The following is a 20,853-nucleotide window of genomic DNA, read 5'->3' as shown; positions in this document are numbered from 1 at the left end:
ATTGGTGGGAGTTTTTAAAGGTTTACCAGCGATCTTAAAGACATGGAGATTACAATTCAACCAGACCAGTTTTCGCATCTTTACAAGAGTATATTCGAGCAGGCATCTGAAGGGATAGCTTATTGCGAGATGTTGTTTGACCAGACCGGTGAAGCAGTAGATTATCGGTTTCTATCAATCAATCAGGCATTTTATAAGCATACTCCCTTTCCTCCGGGATTGGTTGAAGGAAAGACTGTAGTAGAATTAATCCCCGGTTTTAGACATGATCCGGCCAACTGGTTGGGTCAATACCACCAAGTATTGAAGCAAGAGGAGCCGAGTGAGTTTGAGAACTATGTGGAAGGGCTCGATCGTTGGTTTTGGGTGCGGGTAGTGCCCGTAGACCCTACTCACTTCGTTGCTTATTTTAAGGATATATCCAAATCAAAAAGCTCTCAACAGAAATATGATCTAAAGGAACGTGAGCTCAATGAGCTCAATAAAGAATACTCCAAGATTCTCAATTGTATGTCTGACGGGGTAGTGTTTCAGAATGAATACGGAGAGGTGGAGTATTTCAATGAGCGTGCTTTGGAGATCCTCCACTTGACGGAAGATCAGTTGATGGGCAAGACCAATTTCAGTCCAGAATGGAATACCGTAAGGGAAGACTGGTCCTATTACCCTCCAGAAGAACATCCAGTGGCCGTGTCTCTTAGGACCGGCGAGTCACTGGAAAATCAAATCATGGGCATTGCCACTGGGTCAGCCAAGTACCGTTGGCTATCCATCAATAGTACGGCGATAACGAACCAAAGTGGAAAGATCACTGGTGTGATTGCTGTATTTAGAGACATTTCTGAGATAAGGGAGCAATCCGAATTCATCAAAGAGAGCGAAGAGTCCAATGCGTTTCTCTACCAGCATAGCAGTGACGTCATTTGCCTACTTGACGAGCATGGCATATTTCAGAAAATCTCAGAATCAAGTGTGGAGGTGCTAGGCTATTCTCCTGAATCACTATTGGGTTCCAATATTGATAAGAACATATGCGAAAAGGATGCCGAGAGCATTTATAGTTTTTTCACACAGTTGAGTAGTAGGCGTATGGAAGGCAGATTTGCTTACAGATACCACCATGCCACTGCTGGAGTAGTATGGTTGGAGACGGTGTTTAAACCAATACTCAATGGCTCAGGTGATATCAAACAAGTGATTGCCACGATCAGAAATATTGACCATTCCAAGCTGCTGGAAAATGAGTTGATCAAACTCAATGAAGAACTGAACCGATCTAATCAGGAGCTGACTGATTTTGCCTATGTGGCGTCTCATGATCTGCAGGAGCCCTTGAGGATGATTTCCAGCTTCGGAAATCTACTACAGCGAGAATATGGCGACCTGCTCGATGAGAATGGTCATAAATACCTTGATTTCGCCTTGTCAGGTGCTCATCGAATGAAACGACTCATTGATGATTTATTGAAATACTCCAGAGTGAATACCACAGACCAGGGTATGGAACTGGTTGACATTCAAGACATTGTTGATACCGTCATAGCTCCTTATAAGGAGGTGCCCGGTGTGATTATTACTAGTAGCGTGGCTTCCATCTCTGTAGAGGTGATCCCATCTCTCATTGAGCGAGTGATTCAAAACCTGCTAGAGAACGCCATTAAGTTCAAAAAACAAGATGAGACCGGTCAGATCAATATTGCTACCAAACTAATAGACGGCTTCCTGGAGCTATCTATAACAGATAATGGAATTGGGATCAATCCTGTTTTTCACAACAAAATATTTAAGATTTTTCAAAGACTCCATAGTACGAGTGAATATCCCGGCACAGGTATCGGCCTGTCCATTGTAAAACGGATCGTAGAACGACATGGAGGGCATATAGAAGTGGAATCCGAAGAAGGGACAGGATCGACTTTTTTTGTTAGGCTACCCTTAACCAGCTAGAACAATTTATGAACAATCAGCAAAAAATAGTAATCGTAGAAGACAACCAAGGGGACCTGGAGCTGATCAAATTGGCTTTGGATTTGAAAAAGGTACAACGAGAACTGGTTCATCTGGCAGATGGTCAGAAGGCTCTGGATTACTTTAGGGGTTTGGAATATCAGCAAAAGCCCAGGTTGATCATTCTCGATTTAAACCTGCCCAGGATTAACGGCAAAGAGGTTCTTCACTTCATCAAAAGTCAGCCCTTGCTCAAGTCGATACCTGTTGTGGTCCTGAGCAGTTCTAATCTGGAACAAGACATAGTGGATGTGTATTCCCTCAATGCCAACTGTTTCATATCAAAGCCTATTGATCTGGATGATTTCATCAGTGCTATTCAGTCTATTGATGAGTTTTGGTTTAGAACAGCAGCAATACCAGGCTAGGATGAAGAAGGAGTATCACATATTACATGTTGAGGACAATCCAGGAGACATATTCTTAATTGCTAAGAGTCTGGAACAACTTGATCTGAACGTTCATGTCACTGTGCAGCATCGATTGTCAGATGCCATGTCGTGGTTATCTGACCATACAGTGGATGTGGTTTTGTTGGATTTGAATTTACCAGATAGTGATGGTCTTAGCGCGCTGTGCACGCTGATGAAGCATTACCCAAGCCTGTGCACAGTAGTCCTTACTGGTAATGAAAATTGGGATATTGGAGAAAAATCAGTCCAGTATGGAGCTCAGGATTTTTTGGTGAAAAACGCGATTAATGAGCAGTTGTTACTGAAAACGATTACTTACAGTTACGAACGTCACAAGCTTAGCAACAAGGTGCGTGAAAGTGAGGCTCATTTGCAGGAGATTTATGATACGGTCACGTCAGTCATTTTTAAGATAAGTGTGGAAGGTCCCAACAGATTTCGGTACCTCATGGTCAATCACGCCTTCTGTAAGCGAATTGGTAAACAGTCTGAAGAGATAATCGGCAAGCTTGTAGAGGAAGTGCTTCCCTCCAATTCCATAGCGCAGACCTTTAGAGAATACAACAAGGCAATTACCTCCAAAACGACCAATAGCTGGGAAATGAAAATGGATTTTGATCCAGGACAAACGGCCGGAATTGTCACGCTGACTCCACACTTCAATGATTCGGGTGCGTGCGAATACATCATTGGGTCAGTGCAGGACTTGACTGAGGTCAATAAGGCAAATGAAGCGCTCCGTGAAAGTGAAGCATTTCTGAAGTCCTTGTTTGAAAATTCGTTGAGTGCAGTACTAGTTGCTGATGATGAAGGCAATTACAGTGCCGTTAATTCAGGAGCTGAGCAGATGTTTGGCTATAGCCGCAATGAGTTCATGAAGATGAACCTTAATGATATTTGTGTGCTTAATGATTATTCATCCGCTGATGAATATGATTCATTCAAAGAAGAGGGGATAAAGACTGGAGAATTTCACTTTTACAATAAGCAAGGGGAGCGAAAGTGTGCCCTGTATCATGCTACCCGACTAAGGCGGGATTTCAATGTCTCTGTACTGATTGATATTACCGAACGAATGAAATATCAACAGGAAGTGCGTAAACTATCGCTTATTGCCAAAGAGACGATTAATGGAGCAATCATGACTGACGCACAGGGCTTAGTGACCTGGTGCAATCGTGCTCTGGAGGAACAGACAGGATATAAACTCAGAGAAATGCTAGGTAAAAAGCCCGGAAGACTCCTACAAGGACCGGATTCGAATCCTGAGACCATGGCTATAATGCATGAAGCGGTAGCCAATCAGGAGTCTTTTGAGGTGGAAATTCTCAATTATAGAAAAAGTGGTGACCCTTTCTGGTTTAGGATTACGAGTCAGCCCTTGTTTGATTCGAAAGGACAATTGGAAGGCTTTTTTGCCATTCAAACTGATATCACCCAGCAGAAAGTATATGAAGAACAAATCCGCTCTACCAAAGAGCGCCTGGACGCAGCTATAGAATCAGCAGTACTTGGAGTATTGGACTGGGATATGATCCATGATCGTATAGATGTGAATAATAAATATTATGAGGTGATCGGGTGGAATCCTGAAAACTACACGCCGACCGTACAAAACTTCTTGAATGAACTGATTCATCCTCAAGACCGTGAGTCCATGAAGTCTAGTTTCAGAAAGATTTATGAGGGAAAAGTTCAGGATTTGAATCACTCCTATCGAATTCTCAACCAGAAAGGAGAAGTGCAATGGTTAAGTATCAGGGGTACTATTCGTTTTGCTGAGGACAGACCGGTTCGAATGATCGGTATCATTCAGAACATCACAGACCATGTAAATCAAGATAAAATGCTGATGCAAGCGACGATCAATGCTCAAGAAAAGGAGCGAGAGCGGATCAGCAGGGAAATACATGATGGCTTGCAACAGACCTTGGTTACCGCCATGTTCAATCTGGAATCGGTCAAATCAAATGCAGCACTAATTGAGCCCTATGCGTCACGTCTGGAGCGCGGAATTGAATATGTCAATAAAGGCATAGCAGAGTCAAGAAACATTGCTCATCAGTTGCTGCCAAGAGCTATCAAGGATTTTGGATATGGAGAGGCCGTACAGTCACTCCTTGCTGGTATTCAAGACCGGATAGCTGTACAGTATTATGACAACCTGAAAGGAGAACGGTTGTGTGAAGAACTCGAACTGAACCTGTTTAGAATTACCCAGGAAGCGCTCAGCAACATTGTGAAGCATTCTGAGGCGACGAAAGTGATTGTGCAGCTAATAGCTGTTGACAAAAACGTTATTCTCAGTATTGAGGATAATGGTAAAGGGTTTGATGCAGACCTGAAAAACTGTAAAACCAATGGCTTGAATTCCATTCACAGTAGGGCTACAGCTCTTGGTGGATTGGCGCAGATTGACTCCATGCCAGGTAAAGGGAGTCTTTTATTAATCAACATTCCGAAAAAAGAAATATATGATAAACATTATGCTAGTTGATGACCATCAGGTAGTGCTTGATGGGCTGAAGTTTTATTTTGAAAATAGTGAGCGGTATGGTATCAAGAGCATAGCTAATAGTGGCGCCGAGGCACTTGGGTTACTCCAGAAGGAGTCTTATGATTTGATCATTTCGGACATTTCCATGCCTGAAATGAATGGGTTGGAGATGGTCCAAACGATTCGTAAGGACAATAAGGAGCAGCCAATTCTGATCATGACCATGATGGGTGAGTCTCAACACATCAAAAACTTACTCGCTCTGGGAGTGAATGGCTATATCCTGAAAAACTCGAAGCAGGAAGAGCTATTTCATGCCATAGATACGATTATGTCCGGAAGTAATTATTTCTCTGATGAGGTGACCGGTACCATTCTGAAGGACTTTGTGGGGAAGAAAATACAACCCAAAAAGCGTCTTACTTACAATGTGCCCCTTACCGAACGTGAAAAGGAAGTGCTGCAACTTATTGTTAAGGAGTACAGCAACCAGGAGATTGCGGATGAGTTATTCATCAGCATTCGTACGGTGGAAGGTCATAAACATAACCTCATAGAGAAAACAGGAGCAAAAAATGTGGCAGGTTTGGTACTATACGCAGTAGAGAATGACCTATTGCCAGACTAGTCAATTGACAATCACTGAAAAGGAAACCTGATGGCGGTTGCCTTCTGTATCCACCACCGCTAGCTGATGGTCTCCGGCTCTTAGCTTAAGTGGCAAGGAAGGTTGGTCTACTGTGCTTCCGAGGTATTCATCATCAAGGTACCAAAAGAGCTCTCTATCGGCATACCTGGTAGCCACTCTACTGACCACTGGCTGATAAGATCCATCAAAGTCTCGGGTCACCAGAATATTAGCCTGGTCAAGTGGGTAAATGATTTTCAGGATGTCAGATTCCTTCCGCGTGGGGCAATTTGGGTTGTGCTCTGGTAGGTATTCTACCAGTCCTCCATTTTGTCTGAGGTAGTAGTTGACATCTGGTGGGTAGCTGAGGAAGGATTGTTCGTGAGGGTGCTCCCCCCAGCAATGCGAGCAAACAACGCGATCGTCCTCAACCATCAATTGCTGGTGAAACGGACAGATTCGCATGGGTTTCATGTCTTTAGGAGCAGAAACCATCTGAGTCACAGGACACTCATCAGTGGCATAAAATCCTGTAGCCTTACATACTTTCACTTCCACAAAGTCTTTTGCCTCTTGTTCAAACCAACTGGATTCATTACCTGGCAGTACATTAAGTATATCAAATAGCAATGGCCCCGCACTTCGCATACCCGATAAGTTTTTGTTGGATTGTCCATCGAAATTTCCCACCCAAACGACTATCGTATAATCTGGTGTGGTACCAACGGCCCAGGCATCTTTATGTCCATAGCTGGTGCCTGTTTTCCAGGCGATAGGTCGTTGGCTTCCATACTTTTTCCAATAAAACTCCAGGCCTGGCCGGATCAGCTCTTTCATTTCATCAAGTATCAAAACTGATGCACCTTGGCTTATCAGATGATTTTGATAGTCATGCTTGTCATTGGCCAAATAGGTAATATCCTGAAAGTTGCCTCCGTTGGCCATACCCCGATATAGTCTAGCCATGTCCCAGGGAGTTACTTCCGACCCACCGAGAATGATTGGCAAGCCATACTCGTCTGGAGTCCTGAACAGTGTGGAGATGCCTGCTGCCTCCAGGTTGTTATAAAACTTATTGATCCCGTAGGCATTTAGCAGGCGTACTGCCGGAATGTTTAGCGAGTAGATCAATGCTTTATTGGCAGGAATGATGCCAGCAAACTTTTCGGAGGCATTGTTAGGAGAGAAGCTGTTGAAGTACGTTGGTACATCCTTGATGAGCGTATTGGGTAAAATCAGTCCTTCATCTATGGCCAATGCATACAGGAAAGGCTTCAAAATGGAGCCGGAAGATCGTGGTGCTTGTACACCATCCACACGTCCACCATGCTCCAGGTCATCAAAATCCTGACTGCCTACATAGCTGATAACTTGTCCCGAGTGATTGTCCACGACTAGTGCTGAGGCATTATTTACCCCCATCTGGCGCATGCGTGCACTGTGTTGCTTCACGAAGAAGTCGGTCTCGTACTGAATGTTCGGATCTATAGTTGTTTGAATTACATTCAGTTGATTGGTTTGATGAATGAGTTCGGTCAAGTGAGGAGCCGCCAAGGGGAAAGGATAAATCTGATCTGGAACAGGCTCCAGCAGTGAGAGCTCATAGGTCTCCTGATCGATGATTTGTTCTTCCAGTAATTTGGTCAGTAGTTGATTCCGTTTGACTTGAAGTGCTTCGTTGTTTTTGGACGGAAAGATCATACCTGGAGCATTTGGCAATACGGCCAAAGTAGCCGCTTCGGCCCAGGAGAGCTGAGAGGGTTTTTTATCAAAGAACCGATAGGAAGCGGCCTGGTATCCTCGCACATTGCTACCATACGGAGCATGATTCAGGTATAGACTCAATAGCTCTTGCTTCGAATACCGGGTCTCTAACTTCAGTGCCAGGAAGGTTTCCGCCAGCTTTTGATAGATCGTCCGGTCTTGATTTCTAATCATGCGGGCCACCTGCATGGTAATGGTGGAACCACCACTGATCACCTCGCCATGTTTCAGATTGAGGTACAACGCCCTCAAGATCGCCCACGGATTGATTCCCGGGTGATACTCAAAGTACTGATCCTCGTAAGTGAGTACGGCAAGTTTTAAGTTCTCCGGTATCTCCGCTTGGAGCTCAGGAGGCATACACCATTGCTCATCGGTGTTAAGGAAAACCCGGAGAAAAGTACTGTCCTTCGCCAAAATCACCTGACTGAAATCCTTGCTCAAACGCTGATTTAGTGGCAGTGCCAGATAAACCGCTAACATACATCCAACTCCTCCGATTCCGATCAGAATCCTCTTCCACATAGGCTACTTTGTCACAGTCACGGTTTTTGTTGCTTTAGTAGCCAGATAGTCATTATTGTACATGGCTTCACATCGTGCACCTGGCATGATGTAACTTCCTGCAGTAATGGCATTTACTTTCACCACAAAATCCAGTTTTGATTTTTGCAGATCAAAGAACCACATGATTCGGTCGTCACGAATGTCCAGATACTCTTCCTTGCCAGTGATCCATCCAGCCATCCAACTGGAAGCAACTTCACCGTTTAGTCGGGTATTTTCAATCTCCCAGCCTGAAGGCAAGATCTGCATTAGGGCTACTTCTTCTATGGTTGGTGTCACACTCTTGTTGAAAACTCGGAACCTACCATAGAATGTACTTCCTTGCTTCACATTGGTTATATCAATGGTTTCACCACTTTCATTGAACCAGTCTACTTCCAGGTTAATGTTTTTATTCTCCTCCGGAGTATTGTCTTTTAGCGGTACTCCATTGCTGGACATGGTAGCGTAAAGTTGCTGGGTATTCACACTGCTGTTGAGCGATACTTTAACTTGCTGTCCATAGCCTTCATTGATATAGAGGTCATAAGTGTCTACAGACTTGATGGTTTCGGTTTTACCATTGGGAAGCTCTACCAATCCTTCGATGATCAGGTCATCGGTTGCCGATATACCCGCCTTGTCAAAGTAATTCCCAATTCCCAAAAGCATCTGACCGATTGTCTGTGTGGAATACCAGTAGTGACTTGAGAGCACCTTGGCAATGCTTTTAGCCAGCAGTTCAGCATCTTCATTTCGTTCCAGTATAGTCAAACAACGCAGGATAATACCCAGGTCCCTGTTAGTAGAGCCATAGGTATGACCAAACTCCTGGTACTCTTCTACCGTCATCGGTATCTGTCCGATAAGATCTCGCACCTTATCCTGTGCTCCAGCAAGTGAATAGGAGGTGACCAGCATCCACTTCTGTACATTGGACATTTCCTCGTAGTTATTTTGTCTGAGCAGGTTCATTTCTGCCATTGGCGCACTACCAGCCAGTGCCAGCACAAAGCATCTGTTGACACGTGTCATCAGGTACTGCGAGTCCCTGGAGCCACGCTTGGTCTGACGTTCGAGGTAGCGAACGATCCCATCATACATCAGGTCTGGTACAACGTATCCTTGTTTTCTCGCTTCTATGAGAAACTGGCCGGCATAGTTGCTGCCCCACTCACTGGCACTGTTACCTCCTGGCCAATAGCTGAATCCTCCGTCTGACAGTTGGAACATCCGCAACCTGTCTATTCCGGCATTGATGTTTTTGTCTATTTCTTTTTGTCGGCTTGGATTGTTCTTAAACAATGTTTTCAACGCTAGCTGCGGAAACACCGAGGAGGTCGTTTGCTCGATGCAGCCGTATGGATATCGGATCAGGTAATCCAGTCGATGCATAAAATCCATGTTCGGGAATACTGCCAGCTTCAGGCGCGCGTTGTTGGTGCCGTCCAGTCCCACTTTTGGCAGATCAAATGTGATGGTCTCACCCGGTTTGATCACTTTTTCCTCTGATTGGTAAATGCGGCTGGCACTTGGGCTGACGGGAACATCCGCTTCAAATGTACTGCGGGTGTCACTTCCTCTACCTGTGATCATGATTTTGCCCTGGCCTACTGCGTCTTTTACACGTACCTTAAAGGAGAACATCTGATCATCTACAGAAGCGAAAGTATGCTTAACTGACGCGTCTCCTACTACTTCCAGAGGACCTTCAGTAGCAATGGCAATGTCCACGGTGCCAAGGTTTTCTTTGGTGGCAAAGACATTCACCGGAACGGTAAACTCATCGCCAGGTTTTAGTGCTCTTGGAATGGTCGGTTGTATGATCAGGTCACTTCGCACTGGTACGGTCTTTTCAGCAGAGCCATAGGAGTTTCCTTTGGCAGCAACTACCATCACTCGTACGGATCCAACATAGTTTGGCATTTTGAATTTGACAGTGGCCTTACCAGATCCATCGGTGAGCATGGGTCCCTCAAACATACAGACTGGCTTGAATCGTTTTTTCTTCTCAAATGGATCCAACTGGGACTCCCGGTAATCCATATCTCCACCGATAGAAAAGGTTTTGAATACGTCTCCAGAGTTAGCTCCAATAACATGCCCAAACAGATCGTAGGTTTCCACATCCAGGCGGATTTTCTTGAAGAATTCTTTCCATGGGTCCGGTGTTCTGAAACCGGTCAAGTCCAACAATCCTTCATCCACTACGGCCACTGTAAACTGCGTAGGCTTACCTGATAGAGTGCTCACGTTCACTTCAAACTCCTGCTCTGGTAGTAATTCTTCGTCCATAGCAATGACCAACTCCTGTTTGGTGTCCGGATCTACCACACTGATAGGTAGTATGCCAAACATGCGGATAGGACGGTCATTTACCGTCTGGGAATGATCCTGCAATACGGTGATGCTCACATAGACATTTGGCGCCATTTCTTTGGTGGCTTTGAGTTGGAGCCTCATGTTCTCCTGGTCCTTAGGGGCAATCCATGTGCTTCTTAGGATGTCATTGCCCTGCTCCACAGTCATCAGGATATTACCCTGGCGAGGTGATGGGAAGGTGATTATGATGTCTTCACCTACTTCATAGGTTTCCTTATCACTCCTCAGACTCAGGGTGCCGGCGTTTTCATCGCCAGAAGGAATTCCTCCATAGGGATATGCGCTCATGAAGATGCTGGAAGTATGGCCCATAGGCACGGAAGCATCCTGAACCTCAATCAGGTATTGTCCACTTTGCGTAGGTCTGAATGGAATAGACGAGAACGGCGTAGCAGAAGTAATGGTCCCTTCTTCTACCAGATAAGAATGCTTATCCGTTTTGTATCTTAATTTGAATTCTCTGTAGCTATCGTACTGGTACCACCAGTATTTACTGTTGCGATAGATTCGGTATACCAGTTCTTTGCCTGTTACTGCTTCGCCATCGGTATTAACCAATACTACGGGGATTTTCTGTTCAGCGTTTAACTGCACATAAGAATAACCATCATCTTGTATACCCACATAGTTGGAGAATGGATGCAGGTCCAGATAACTCCATGATTCGTTTGGTCGGCCACCATCTTCCTGTACGGTGGCTGTGATTTTCACTTTGAGTGGAGCGGGTGCCTGACTCATATTGGGGATGTTCCAGGTGATGTTGGCAGTACCATCCTCAGAGAGTACACCGGATCGAATTTCTGTTTTGATATCTTGAAATTCAACGTTGTTATTGAAGAAATTGTACTCACCGAATTTTGGAAAGGCCGTGGTGATATCGAAGATTTCTACTTCTGTATCATAAGCCAAGCCAGAGGCTGGAGCTCCAAAGAGGTACTTACTTTCTACAGAAAACTTGAGCTGTTTGTTTTCGGGTTTTAGCACTTTCAGATCGGGAGTCACTTTGACTTTTAGTCGATTGGCTACTACGGTTTCTACCTTCAGGTTGTGGTAGAAATACTTGTTACCTACATTGATCTGTACATTCCAGTTGCCTGTAGGATCGTTTTGATTGGTGCCCAGATTGAAGTTGTAGAAACCATCCCGTGCTCCTTTTTGTGTCATCTCCATGACGAGTGTGCCTTCAGGATTATACAGTTTCAGGTAAGCCGGGATATTATCCGCATTGGATTTGTTTTGATACCGAACGATACACGAGAGGTTAATGGAATCTCCCGGACGGTAGACACCTCGCTCCGTATAGATAAATGCTCGCGTTTGTAGTTCGTATTCGCTCAGACCACCCACGTCAAAGCCGGAGTTATTCCATTGCATTTCGTTGGGTTTGATCACACTGATCTGACCGTCTTTTTCCGCTTTAACTAGTTGGATGTAGGAGGAGGCACTGATTGATGCTCTACCTTCATTGTTAGTAGTGCGAGAGTAGGACTTGTCATAGCGCTGAATAGTGACCCTCACATTTGGCATAGGCTGACCAGATTTCAGGTCGGTGGTGTATACTTGGTATTCCTCGTTGCCTTCTCGTTTGACGAGTAGACCGATATCAGAAATCGTCAAAGGTTTGTACACCTGTCCGTATTTTTGGATGTACTGGAGCGGCTCACCTTCTATAGGCACGAGCACGTCCTGCGGGTTGAAGTTGATGCGGATCAGGTACAATCCATTGTCGTAGTTGGTAAGCACATTGTCTAGCGACAGGTTATGTAAAAGCCATTTGTTCTTTTCATCTCCAATCTCAAACGTCTGATTGTAAATGATGGCGCCTACCGATGATACGTAGGTGTTGTTGAATTCATTGTTTCTATTGGTTCCACTCTTGATGTTTTCACTTCTGAAGAACTGATCGATATCAGAGTTGAAGACCTTTTTAACTTCCACATGAACCTTTTTGAGGTTGGTAGTGAGAAACTGCAGGTTTTTGTTGTTACTAGTGGGCATGAACACCCCAGAGGAGGCAAACTCCACTTGCGGAGCTATGTCGGCAAACTTTACTGATTCTGAGAAAGCTTGTTCGCTAGTAGTGGCCCAACGGCTTTTCACACCTTTCGCAATACTGATTTTGTAACTGTTCCCAAAACGGAAGTCACCATCCAGAATGACGTATTTGCCGAGTTTTTGAATGTTGAACTCCACATCGGGAGTGACTGAGACGAATCCATTGATGTCCTGTCCAGGGTCCAACTGATCGGAGAACTTAATCATCACCTTCGGAGCTTTTCCAGTTTCATCTTTTTCCAGCGCACTAACCTCTAGCTTACTCAGAGGAACCACTTCGATTGTTTTTTCCAACGATTCGGTGAGGTTCAGCAGCTCTCTGTCCAGGGTGAACAAGAAGCGGGTCGTTCTCGATTGGCGAAGCAATGGGTCCGTGACAAAGCTGAAGGTCTTGTCGTTTTCCTGATTCCAATTGAGTTTAGCGTTTTCGAAAGTTGCTGCGGTTTGTAGCTTTTCCAGCTCCAGTGGTTGAGAAAAAGAGATCTTCCCCCGATACACCAGTTTGTTCGGATCTGTGGGGCTTACTAGTTCAAGATCTCCAGTAAACGTGCTGATTTCCTGTCCCTGAACGTAAAACTTCAGGTCTATGCTTTTTACACTCAGGTTTGGATTGATTTTTTCAAGATTCAGCTTACCTGTATAGTTGATTCGGCTTTTGAGTGGTTCGTCAGGTGTGAACTGCAATCGGTTGGTTTGAGTCCAGAGTGCAGTTCCTGGTATATCTGGTGAAAAGGTAAATGGGTTTTCGATTTTCGTGTTGCGCAGCTCAGGAGTGATCATATCCTCATTAAACTGTATCACAATCGGGTCGTAGGGAGAGATGATTCCAGAGGTGATCTTATTGATCATTTGAGCTACTTCTTCTGAATATTCGATTTCAGAAGTGTCTGGTTGTTCGGATTTTTTACCTCCACAAGCAAAAAGTACAAGGAAGATGACCGGTAAAATGGTGGATCTAAATGGATGAGCCATTGAAAAAGCAGGTTAAATCTGTTTGATAAATTGGAATCGGTAAGTAACGTTTGAAATTACAAAATAATCAGACAGCAACCGTTAAGAATGTGCTATTTCTGTGGGTTTTTCAGGAAAGAGACTGGATCGTAAAAATGGGTCAGGAGTTGTGCTTCTGTATAGCACTGAAGTGTTCTCGATAGGAAATACCGATCTGGAGTGTCTTCAGTTGGCTGAATCGGGAGTGGGGCTGTCCTTAAGATTTCAAAATGAAAATGATCAAACTGCCAACCGTGAGTATCGAGCTCTTGCCGGTTAAAGAACCGAGCAAGTTCAGTGGAGGTATTCACTTCTTGTCCGGGAGATACGAGTATTTCTGCGATGTGCTCATAAAGGGTCCAAAAGGTATCAGAAGGCAGCTGGTGCTCCAAAATGAGTTGCGCATAGGGTCCGTCCGTTCGTTTGCTGATAACTCGTCCTTTGGCTATGGGGAATATTGGTTCATGCATGTAGTTATTGGAAGGACGCGCTATGTCTATGCCTGTGTGTAAATGGGCTGGAATACCAGGCCTGGCTACTCGTTGTATACCGAAATCACCGATTTCGGTGAGTTGTATCAGAGAGGAGTTATGTCGGTCGTATTGGTCCACTGGGATGAGGAGGAGTTTCTCCTGGGATGAGCTACACCCCAGGAGAAATGACAATAATATGACACTAGTTGGTTTAAATACTTGTTGGCGGAGCTTTTGTCTGTGATTTTCCATAGGTGATGAGTGCAAATAAACCAATCCCCACCACATCACAAAGCATATCTACCCAATCGAAGGTCCTACTTGCAAATGCCAGTTGAGTGAACTCCTCTATCAGCGCAAAAGCCAACACCAGAATGGAGCCAATAGGAACCCGAATGGATGAAATCTTGCGATGGTTCAAGGCAACATTGAGCAGAAAGCTTAGTATTCCATAAAGTAAGAAGTGGCCGAGCTTGTCACCGTGTTTGATGGTCTTTGCCGTTTCGATCAGCCAGGAACCATTGTCTGCATCAGCAGCGTAAATGATGTAGCCGATAAATAGGAAGAAGAAGAGGAAGGGGAGAACCCTAACTTGCCCCGATTTCATAGTTAGTAGTCTCATTCGGCTGAAGTTTTAAGTTTTTGAGTGCTGAGATCAAACCAGTTGACATTTCGAGTGAAATACATAGTGGCTCCCAATATGGCAGTGAGCCCAACAGCACCCATCAGCAATGCATAATCGGCTAGTTGAAGGGTGACAAAGAGAAACCCATAGATACCACATAATACCACTAGCAGCAAAGCTGATATTCTCCTTGCACGGAATACACTCATGGAATAAAGCCAAATCATGGAAATGATTGCTAAAGAAGAGATACCGTAAGCAAAGTTAAAATTGGAGTGTTCTGAGATGGAGATCAGCAGAATATAGAATAAGCACAATGAAAGTCCAACCAGTGTATATTGAAAGGCGTGTATTTTGCGACCATGAAGGATTTCTACTAAAAAGAAAATGAGAAAGGTAAGTGCGATGGTCATGATGGCGTATTTCGCAGAACGAATTGCTTTCTGATAATCATCGAGCGGAAGAATCAAGTCTAGACCAAAGGCTGATTGGTTGAGTGACTGACTGTATTGATCCCCGATCCATTGCTGCGGATAATTACGGTTCAGTTGAAGTACTTTCCAGTTTGCTGTAAATCCTTCTTGAGTTACACTGCGATCGTTCGGTAGAAAGTTTCCATTGAAACTTGGAGAATTCCACTTAGATTCCAGTTGGATAATTGGTAGTTCCTCCTAGTGGCACAAAAGACATGTTTTCGCTTCCCTGGAGCTGAAGGTTAAATTGAAAATCTATAGATTTCTTAGTTGGGTCAAATCCTTTTGGGAGGTCAATGGTAACTCCAGAGGAGATGAGATCAGCGATTTTGGATCCCGGTTCAGCTTTGATATGCTCCTTATTCCAATCTAAAATAATATCCTCTTTGATGCCCCGAAGATCTGAGATTCCAATGGTTATAAACGCTTGATCCCATTTGACTTCTCTGAGATTATTCCGATCAATCAAGGTCTCAGGGGAAAATGACCCATTAACTGATAGATTGGATTTGTAGACGACCACCTCATAGATCCCGCGTTTGAGTTGCTCTGGATCAATTTTCCCATTGATGTTTAGCTCTTCGGGAAGCACATGTAGATAACGGGTCAGCTCAACCATGCCATCCTTCTTCTCTAGTTCATAGATTAAGGGAATGGAGAGTACAGGACCTTTTATTAACTGGGCATTGGCCCATTTAGAACTTACTTCACTTATTGCTTCCTGACTCAGATTTTCGCGTTCATGAATGATTGATGTTATCATCGACGATGGAATTAGTAGGAGCAAAATGAGTATAGTAATGCTGATTAATTTGAGAGTAACCGAATGCTTCATCCAGTTATTAATTCGCTCGGTAATGTTTGATTCAGAATTCATATTAAATAAAAGTACTTTGAAATACAAAGTTTACTAACGGTAATTGATCATTTAAGGTTGTGAGGGCGATAAACTTCTAGGAATATTAAGTATTTCGGAGTGTTTTCTGTTCCTTCGTTTATAAGTAAGAACTACACCCTTGCTGATGTGTTAATCTTATAGGAACCAACTTCCTAACTATAAAAAAAACTGGAGTCTTGAGCCGCGTATTGCGTAAAATAATGGTTTGGCGTTCCAAAAACCTGAATGATCGTCAGTTCGTGTTGCTACTAAGTGCAATAGTGGGAATCATCGTGGGATTTTTAGCCGTGGGCATCAAGCTGGGCATTCATTTCCTCCACGGAGCGCTCACTAATGCCATTCATACTTCCTCGCACAACTTCTGGTTTTTCCTATTGCCCATAGTGGGTATCAGCCTGTCTGTGATTATGGTAAAGTACCTCTATAGGGGGTCATTTGCGCATGGTATTACCAATGTCCTTTATTCTATCAGCCAACAGAAAAGTATCGTCAAAATCAAAAATGTCATTTATTTTCTTTTTGGAAGCGTATTGACAGTTGGTTTTGGAGGTTCGGTAGGGATGGAGGCTACCCTGGTGATGACTGGATCGGGAGTAGGGTCAAATGTTGCACGATGGTTTCGCGGTAGTTTTTCCAACAGGGTGCTACTACTCGGCTGTGGAGCGGCATCTGCTCTTTCTTGCTTTTTTCATGCACCGATAGCCGGTGTGATTTTTGCCCTGGAGGTGCTAATGCTGGATCTTACGATGAATTCATTACTGCCATTGCTGGTGGCTTCTGTGATCGGAGCTATCATTGGTAAGGTTTTCTTGGGTGATGATCTGGTGTTAGATTTCTCCCATCACAGTTCGTTTGTCGTGGAACAACTGCCCTATTTCTTGATTTTGGGCGTATTGTGCGCTTTGGTTTCTTTTTACTTTTCATGGACTGATCGTCTCACTGAGCGCCTCAGGCGGAGGCTGGGTGAAGGTTGGAAAAAGACCATAGTGCTGGGAGGTCTGGCGGCTCTGATGATCTTTTGTTTGCCTCCATTGTTTGGTGAAGGGTATAGTGCAATTAACCAGATACTGTCTGGACAGTCCAGCGCTATGCTTCACAATAGCATTTTTGCTAGTTTCGATGAGTTTCATGTCCATTTTTTGATATTTCTGGCAATCGTGCTGGTAGTGAAAGCTATCGCCGTAGCTTTCACTCTGGGTGCTGGTGGTATTGGAGGATATTTCGCTCCATCACTCTTTATGGGCGGGATCACAGGGTTTCTTCTAGCCAGGTTGGTGAACATGATGGGTTTTTTTGGTGTTCGGTTGTCTGAAGATAATTTCACACTGGTGGGAATGGCAGGAGTAATGAGTGGGGTGTTTTATGCACCACTAACGGCAGTCTTTTTGATTGCTGAAATTACCCGTGGATATGACCTGATTGTGCCACTTATGCTTGTTTCGGCTACTTCATACCTTATAATTCATTACCTGGAGCCTCATTCGTTGTTTACCCGCCGGTTGGCTAAAAGAGGCGAACTGATTACTCACCACAAGGATCGAGCGGCTTTATCTATGCTGAGTATGAAAGGTATTGTGGAAAATGACTTTAAAGCTACGCATCCACATGCCACACTACGCGAATTTCTGAAAGATGCTGTGGCACAGTCCAAACGCAATATTTTCCCAGTATTAGACGATGAAGGTAAGCTGGTGAGTATTGTCTTATTGGATGATGCCAGACCTTTTATTTTCAAACAAGAGATGTTTGATCAGTTGACTGTGAGCGAACTGATGCGACAACCACCAGCATTGATATTGGCTACTGACAGCATGCAGCAGATTGTGCAGAAGTTTGACCGTACTTCCGCCTGGAATCTCCCAGTGGTTGATCAAGAAGGACATTACGTAGGATTCATTAGTAAATCCAAGCTACTTTCTGCCTACAGAGATGTACTGGTTACCCTGAGTATGGACTAGTCGGCTTCTCGATCATTCAAGAGAAATTGTGCCGCTTTTGATTCGATTTCATGCCCAAGTGTTTGGTTGATAAATGGTTTATTTATCTCATGATTAAATATGCCTATAAGAGTCTCGCTGTTTTACTGGGATCATGGACTTTGTTGATTAGTCTTGCGGCTTGCTCTCCACAAAAAACGATCACCAATGATCCGAAAGAGGTGGGAAGCTTGCTAGTGGAAAACCTGCTTTCCAGAGCAGGTTTTATGATGTACGATACGCCTGATGTATATGCTTTGCATTATGCAGAAGCGTGCGCCGGGTTTGGTGCATTGGATTTTGCTGGTCTGGTGGATGATTCAGTGATGATCAGCAGGTTGGTTCAGCGGTACGCAAAAACAGACACCACGCACATTCGAAATACCATCAATCATGTGGATGCGAATGTAGTTGGGATATTACCACTTGAAATGTTTCTGCAAACCGTTGATAGTACCTTTTACCATCAGGGGATATATCTAGCTGATGGACAATGGAGCGATACACTGGACAATGGCCTGACGTATCAAACCCGCTACTGGATAGATGATATTTACATGATTTCAGCACTACAGGTGCAGGCGTTTAGAGCCACCAATATGCCAGTCTATCTTGACCGTGCCGCCACGACTGTGGCTACTTATGTGAAAAAGCTTCAGCAGGCTAACGGATTGTTCTATCATGGTCCGGAGGCTCCGTTTTACTGGGGTAGGGGAAACGGATGGGTAGCAGCAGGTTTGGCCCTGCTCCTGTCTGAACTGCCCGAGTCCAATCCACATTATGTATTACTCCTCCACAGCTACAAAGCCATGATGAAAACCCTTCTAAGCTATCAGGGTGAAAATGGAATGTGGCATCAGTTGATTGACAAGCCTGATTCATTTGAAGAAAGCTCCTCCACGGCCATGTTTGGATTTGCAATGGCTGTAGGAGTGAAAGAAGGACTATTGGATGAGACCTATACCAGGTCTTATGTCAACGCCTGGAATGCCTTGTGCAAGTATCTAGACTCACGTGGAAATATCCGAGAAGTTTGTGTGGGTACGGGACAGAGTCTGGATCCTGAATACTACCGTCAGCGTCCCAGGGTGGCTGGAGATCTTCATGGTCAGGCACCGATGCTTTGGTTTGCATCCACATTGATGCAGTAATAGTACAATGATCAGGCGGTAACACCAGTGAATAGTTTTTACCCAAACCACAGGGAGCTGATCAACGCATAGATTAGCATTAGGCCAAGACAAATAAGGAAACGAATTGGTTTCATGCTCAGTAAACGTTTGTACATAGTGTCTACCCCACCACTCATAAACTTTCAAAAAGTTTTGAAACTTTAGAAAATAACTGTACGTTTGTATCACTATGGATTACCTGGACGCAAAACATAAGTTTATTCAAGCATGGGGTACCTTGGGTTCCAACTGGGGCATCAACAAAGCGATGGCACAGATACATGCGCTGCTGATCATCAGTCCAGAGCCTCTTACTGCTGACGATATCATGGATGAGCTGCAGATGTCTCGAGGTAATGTGAACATGAATGTGCGGGCGCTGATGGATTGGGGAATCGTCACAAAGGAAAACCGAGTGGGAGATCGTAAGGACTATTTCATAGCTGATAAGGACGTTTGGGAGCTGGCGCGACAGGTATCAAGAGAACGAAGAAAACGAGAGATCGAACCCATCATCAAAGTGCTTAGTCAGGTGCAGGCAGTAGAGGGCAGTGGGAAGAAAGTGGATGAATTTAAAGCGGTGACAGGTGAACTCAAGGACTTTAGTGAAAAGGTGGACGGTGTCCTGGACAAGTTTGTAAAATCCGATCAAAACTGGTTTTTGAAACTGCTGATGAAACTCTGACTATTTTTTTAAATATTACTTTCAAATATTTCTGAAAATACAATAATTAGTAAACTTAAACATCAAAGTCATGAACTACTCTATTTTAACTTATGGCATCTATTTACCAATCACGGTGGTGCTCACCGTGTGGGTGGCAAAAACATTATTTAATAATGGCCGAATTTTCCTGGTTGATATTTTTCATGGAAATGAAGCACTGGCTGACAGTGTGAACAAACTTTTAATCGTTGGTTTTTACCTGATTAATGTCGGGTATGCCGTTTATACCTTGCAGATTATGGGGGAAATTGATTCCGTGCAGGTGGTGATTGAAAAGCTGAGTCTAAAGATCGGGGCAATCATACTGATTCTTGGCGGCATGCATTTCTTCAACCTGTTTGTCTTTTTCCGTCTGCGTAACAGAGCTCAAGCTGAAGTAACTGCTCAGTAGCCATGAAAGAGCTTCACTTTTACATCCAAAGCCTGATGATTTTAGTAGCCCTTGCATGTGGACTGCAAGGGCCTGATCAGGGCGTTGGGTATTTCTATGCAGGACTGCTCATGTTCCTGCTGGGTGTGTATCAGTATGGCATGAGCTGGATGCTCATAACTCGGCTGAAAAGAAACAAGGGGCTACTAACGATTTACTGGGTAGGCGTCAAAGGCTATGTGATTCTCCTGATCATCTTGGGATTGAGTTTGGATCTTAGTGATTTTCAATGGCAGGTATTGGTCTTTGGAGTACCGTGGATTTTTGCCATCTACTTCCTGGTAGTAATTGAAGATTTGCTGTGGAAGCGAGTGTCGCCCGTATCTAATTGATAATCAAACAAAATAATGGCTATGAAAACCTTTAATTATTATGTTCAATTGGGAATTGTCATTTCCATCCTGTTGATTTTACTCGCATCCATTTTTGAAAATGGTCTGATGATGCTCATCCTTTATCTTCAGTTTGGAGTGGGGGTGTACCAGTTTTTAGTAGGGGCTTTTTTCGCTTTCAAAAGTGTGCTTAATGGACAATTTAGAGTTTATTTCCTGGCGGCACTAGCCAATTTGTTGTGCTTATCCCTATTTACTATGATCGAACCAGATGACTTTCGTCTGGTCACGACATTGCTCGCTTTTGTGATTCCATGGATACTGGCCATATACTTCATGATCTTGTCCTACCAATACCATAAAAAGCCATGAAAAAGATCATCATAGAAACGTTTAGGTGAGGCGATTCGGGGTTTGTAGGTTCTTTACCGATTTAGTCGATCCAAATGATGAGGTGAAAAGAAT

At 44.1% G+C, this 20,853-nt stretch carries 16 protein-coding genes; 10 read left to right on the top strand and 6 right to left on the bottom strand.

Features of this window, described 5'->3' with window-relative positions; all coding sequences use genetic code 11:
- The first annotated feature begins 42 nt into the window (after positions 1–42).
- The 4 genes from ACO067_RS05810 to ACO067_RS05795 are packed head-to-tail and all read left to right on the top strand — an operon-like array spanning position 43 to position 5,545.
- Positions 43–1,947 carry a PAS domain-containing sensor histidine kinase gene (locus ACO067_RS05810; protein WP_421871758.1) on the top strand — a complete coding sequence of 635 codons (1,905 nt, stop codon included), beginning with the start codon at positions 43–45 and terminating at the stop codon, positions 1,945–1,947.
- A gap of 8 nt (positions 1,948–1,955) precedes the next feature.
- Positions 1,956–2,375: a response regulator gene (locus tag ACO067_RS05805; RefSeq protein ID WP_421871756.1), complete on the top strand. Its 420-nt coding sequence runs from the start codon at positions 1,956–1,958 to the stop codon at positions 2,373–2,375.
- A complete protein-coding gene (locus ACO067_RS05800) occupies positions 2,338–4,917 on the top strand; it encodes a PAS domain S-box protein (protein WP_421871753.1) in 2,580 nt (859 codons plus the stop codon). The genes ACO067_RS05805 and ACO067_RS05800 overlap by 38 nt, the downstream gene beginning before the upstream one ends.
- Positions 4,895–5,545 (top strand): response regulator, encoded by a 651-nt coding sequence (locus ACO067_RS05795; protein WP_421871751.1) that lies wholly within the window; start codon positions 4,895–4,897, stop codon positions 5,543–5,545. The genes ACO067_RS05800 and ACO067_RS05795 overlap by 23 nt, the downstream gene beginning before the upstream one ends.
- On the opposite strand, the gene pbpC is transcribed toward ACO067_RS05795, so the two are convergent.
- From pbpC to ACO067_RS05765, 6 genes are all read right to left on the bottom strand, one after another.
- The gene (gene pbpC / locus ACO067_RS05790; protein ID WP_421871749.1) at positions 5,546–7,834 is read right to left on the bottom strand and encodes a penicillin-binding protein 1C; all 2,289 of its coding nucleotides are present in this window, start codon (positions 7,832–7,834) and stop codon (positions 5,546–5,548) included. It lies immediately after the preceding gene.
- Positions 7,835–7,837: 3 nt separating this feature from the next.
- Positions 7,838–13,264 (bottom strand): alpha-2-macroglobulin family protein, encoded by a 5,427-nt coding sequence (locus ACO067_RS05785; RefSeq protein WP_421871747.1) that lies wholly within the window; start codon positions 13,262–13,264, stop codon positions 7,838–7,840.
- A 92-nt stretch (positions 13,265–13,356) separates the two neighbouring features.
- Entirely contained in the window at positions 13,357–13,947 is a 591-nt protein-coding gene (locus tag ACO067_RS05780) for a M23 family metallopeptidase (protein ID WP_421871745.1), read from the bottom strand.
- Positions 13,948–13,966: 19 nt separating this feature from the next.
- On the bottom strand, positions 13,967–14,377 hold the full coding sequence (locus tag ACO067_RS05775; protein WP_421871742.1) for a VanZ family protein: 411 nt from the start codon (positions 14,375–14,377) through the stop codon (positions 13,967–13,969).
- Entirely contained in the window at positions 14,374–15,030 is a 657-nt protein-coding gene (creD, locus tag ACO067_RS05770; protein WP_421878276.1) for a cell envelope integrity protein CreD, read from the bottom strand. The genes ACO067_RS05775 and creD overlap by 4 nt, the downstream gene beginning before the upstream one ends.
- Positions 15,020–15,616, bottom strand: coding sequence for an inner membrane CreD family protein (locus ACO067_RS05765; protein ID WP_421871740.1), 597 nt, complete (start codon positions 15,614–15,616; stop codon positions 15,020–15,022). The genes creD and ACO067_RS05765 overlap by 11 nt, the downstream gene beginning before the upstream one ends.
- Positions 15,617–15,951: 335 nt before the next feature.
- On the opposite strand from ACO067_RS05765, the gene ACO067_RS05760 reads away from it, so the two are divergent.
- The 6 genes from ACO067_RS05760 to ACO067_RS05735 all read left to right on the top strand — a co-directional run bounded on the left by ACO067_RS05760 (position 15,952) and on the right by ACO067_RS05735 (position 20,760).
- Entirely contained in the window at positions 15,952–17,709 is a 1,758-nt protein-coding gene (locus tag ACO067_RS05760; protein ID WP_421871739.1) for a chloride channel protein, read from the top strand.
- Positions 17,710–17,759: 50 nt separating this feature from the next.
- Positions 17,760–18,878, top strand: coding sequence for a glycoside hydrolase family 88/105 protein (locus ACO067_RS05755; protein ID WP_421871738.1), 1,119 nt, complete (start codon positions 17,760–17,762; stop codon positions 18,876–18,878).
- A gap of 211 nt (positions 18,879–19,089) precedes the next feature.
- Positions 19,090–19,584 carry a GbsR/MarR family transcriptional regulator gene (locus ACO067_RS05750; RefSeq protein WP_421871736.1) on the top strand — a complete coding sequence of 165 codons (495 nt, stop codon included), beginning with the start codon at positions 19,090–19,092 and terminating at the stop codon, positions 19,582–19,584.
- A 70-nt stretch (positions 19,585–19,654) separates the two neighbouring features.
- Entirely contained in the window at positions 19,655–20,017 is a 363-nt protein-coding gene (locus ACO067_RS05745; RefSeq protein WP_421871734.1) for a hypothetical protein, read from the top strand.
- 2 nt (positions 20,018–20,019) lie between these two features.
- Positions 20,020–20,388: a hypothetical protein gene (locus ACO067_RS05740; RefSeq protein WP_421871732.1), complete on the top strand. Its 369-nt coding sequence runs from the start codon at positions 20,020–20,022 to the stop codon at positions 20,386–20,388.
- 21 nt (positions 20,389–20,409) lie between these two features.
- A complete protein-coding gene (locus tag ACO067_RS05735) occupies positions 20,410–20,760 on the top strand; it encodes a hypothetical protein (RefSeq protein WP_421871730.1) in 351 nt (116 codons plus the stop codon).
- Positions 20,761–20,853: the final 93 nt, after the last annotated feature.

The sequence above is a fragment of the Marinoscillum sp. genome (assembly GCF_965229915.1).
In the GTDB taxonomy this organism is placed as follows: Bacteria; Bacteroidota; Bacteroidia; order Cytophagales; family Cyclobacteriaceae; genus Marinoscillum.
Note: the sequence above shows the minus strand (reverse complement) of the source record. Positions and strands in the feature narration are given on the sequence as shown.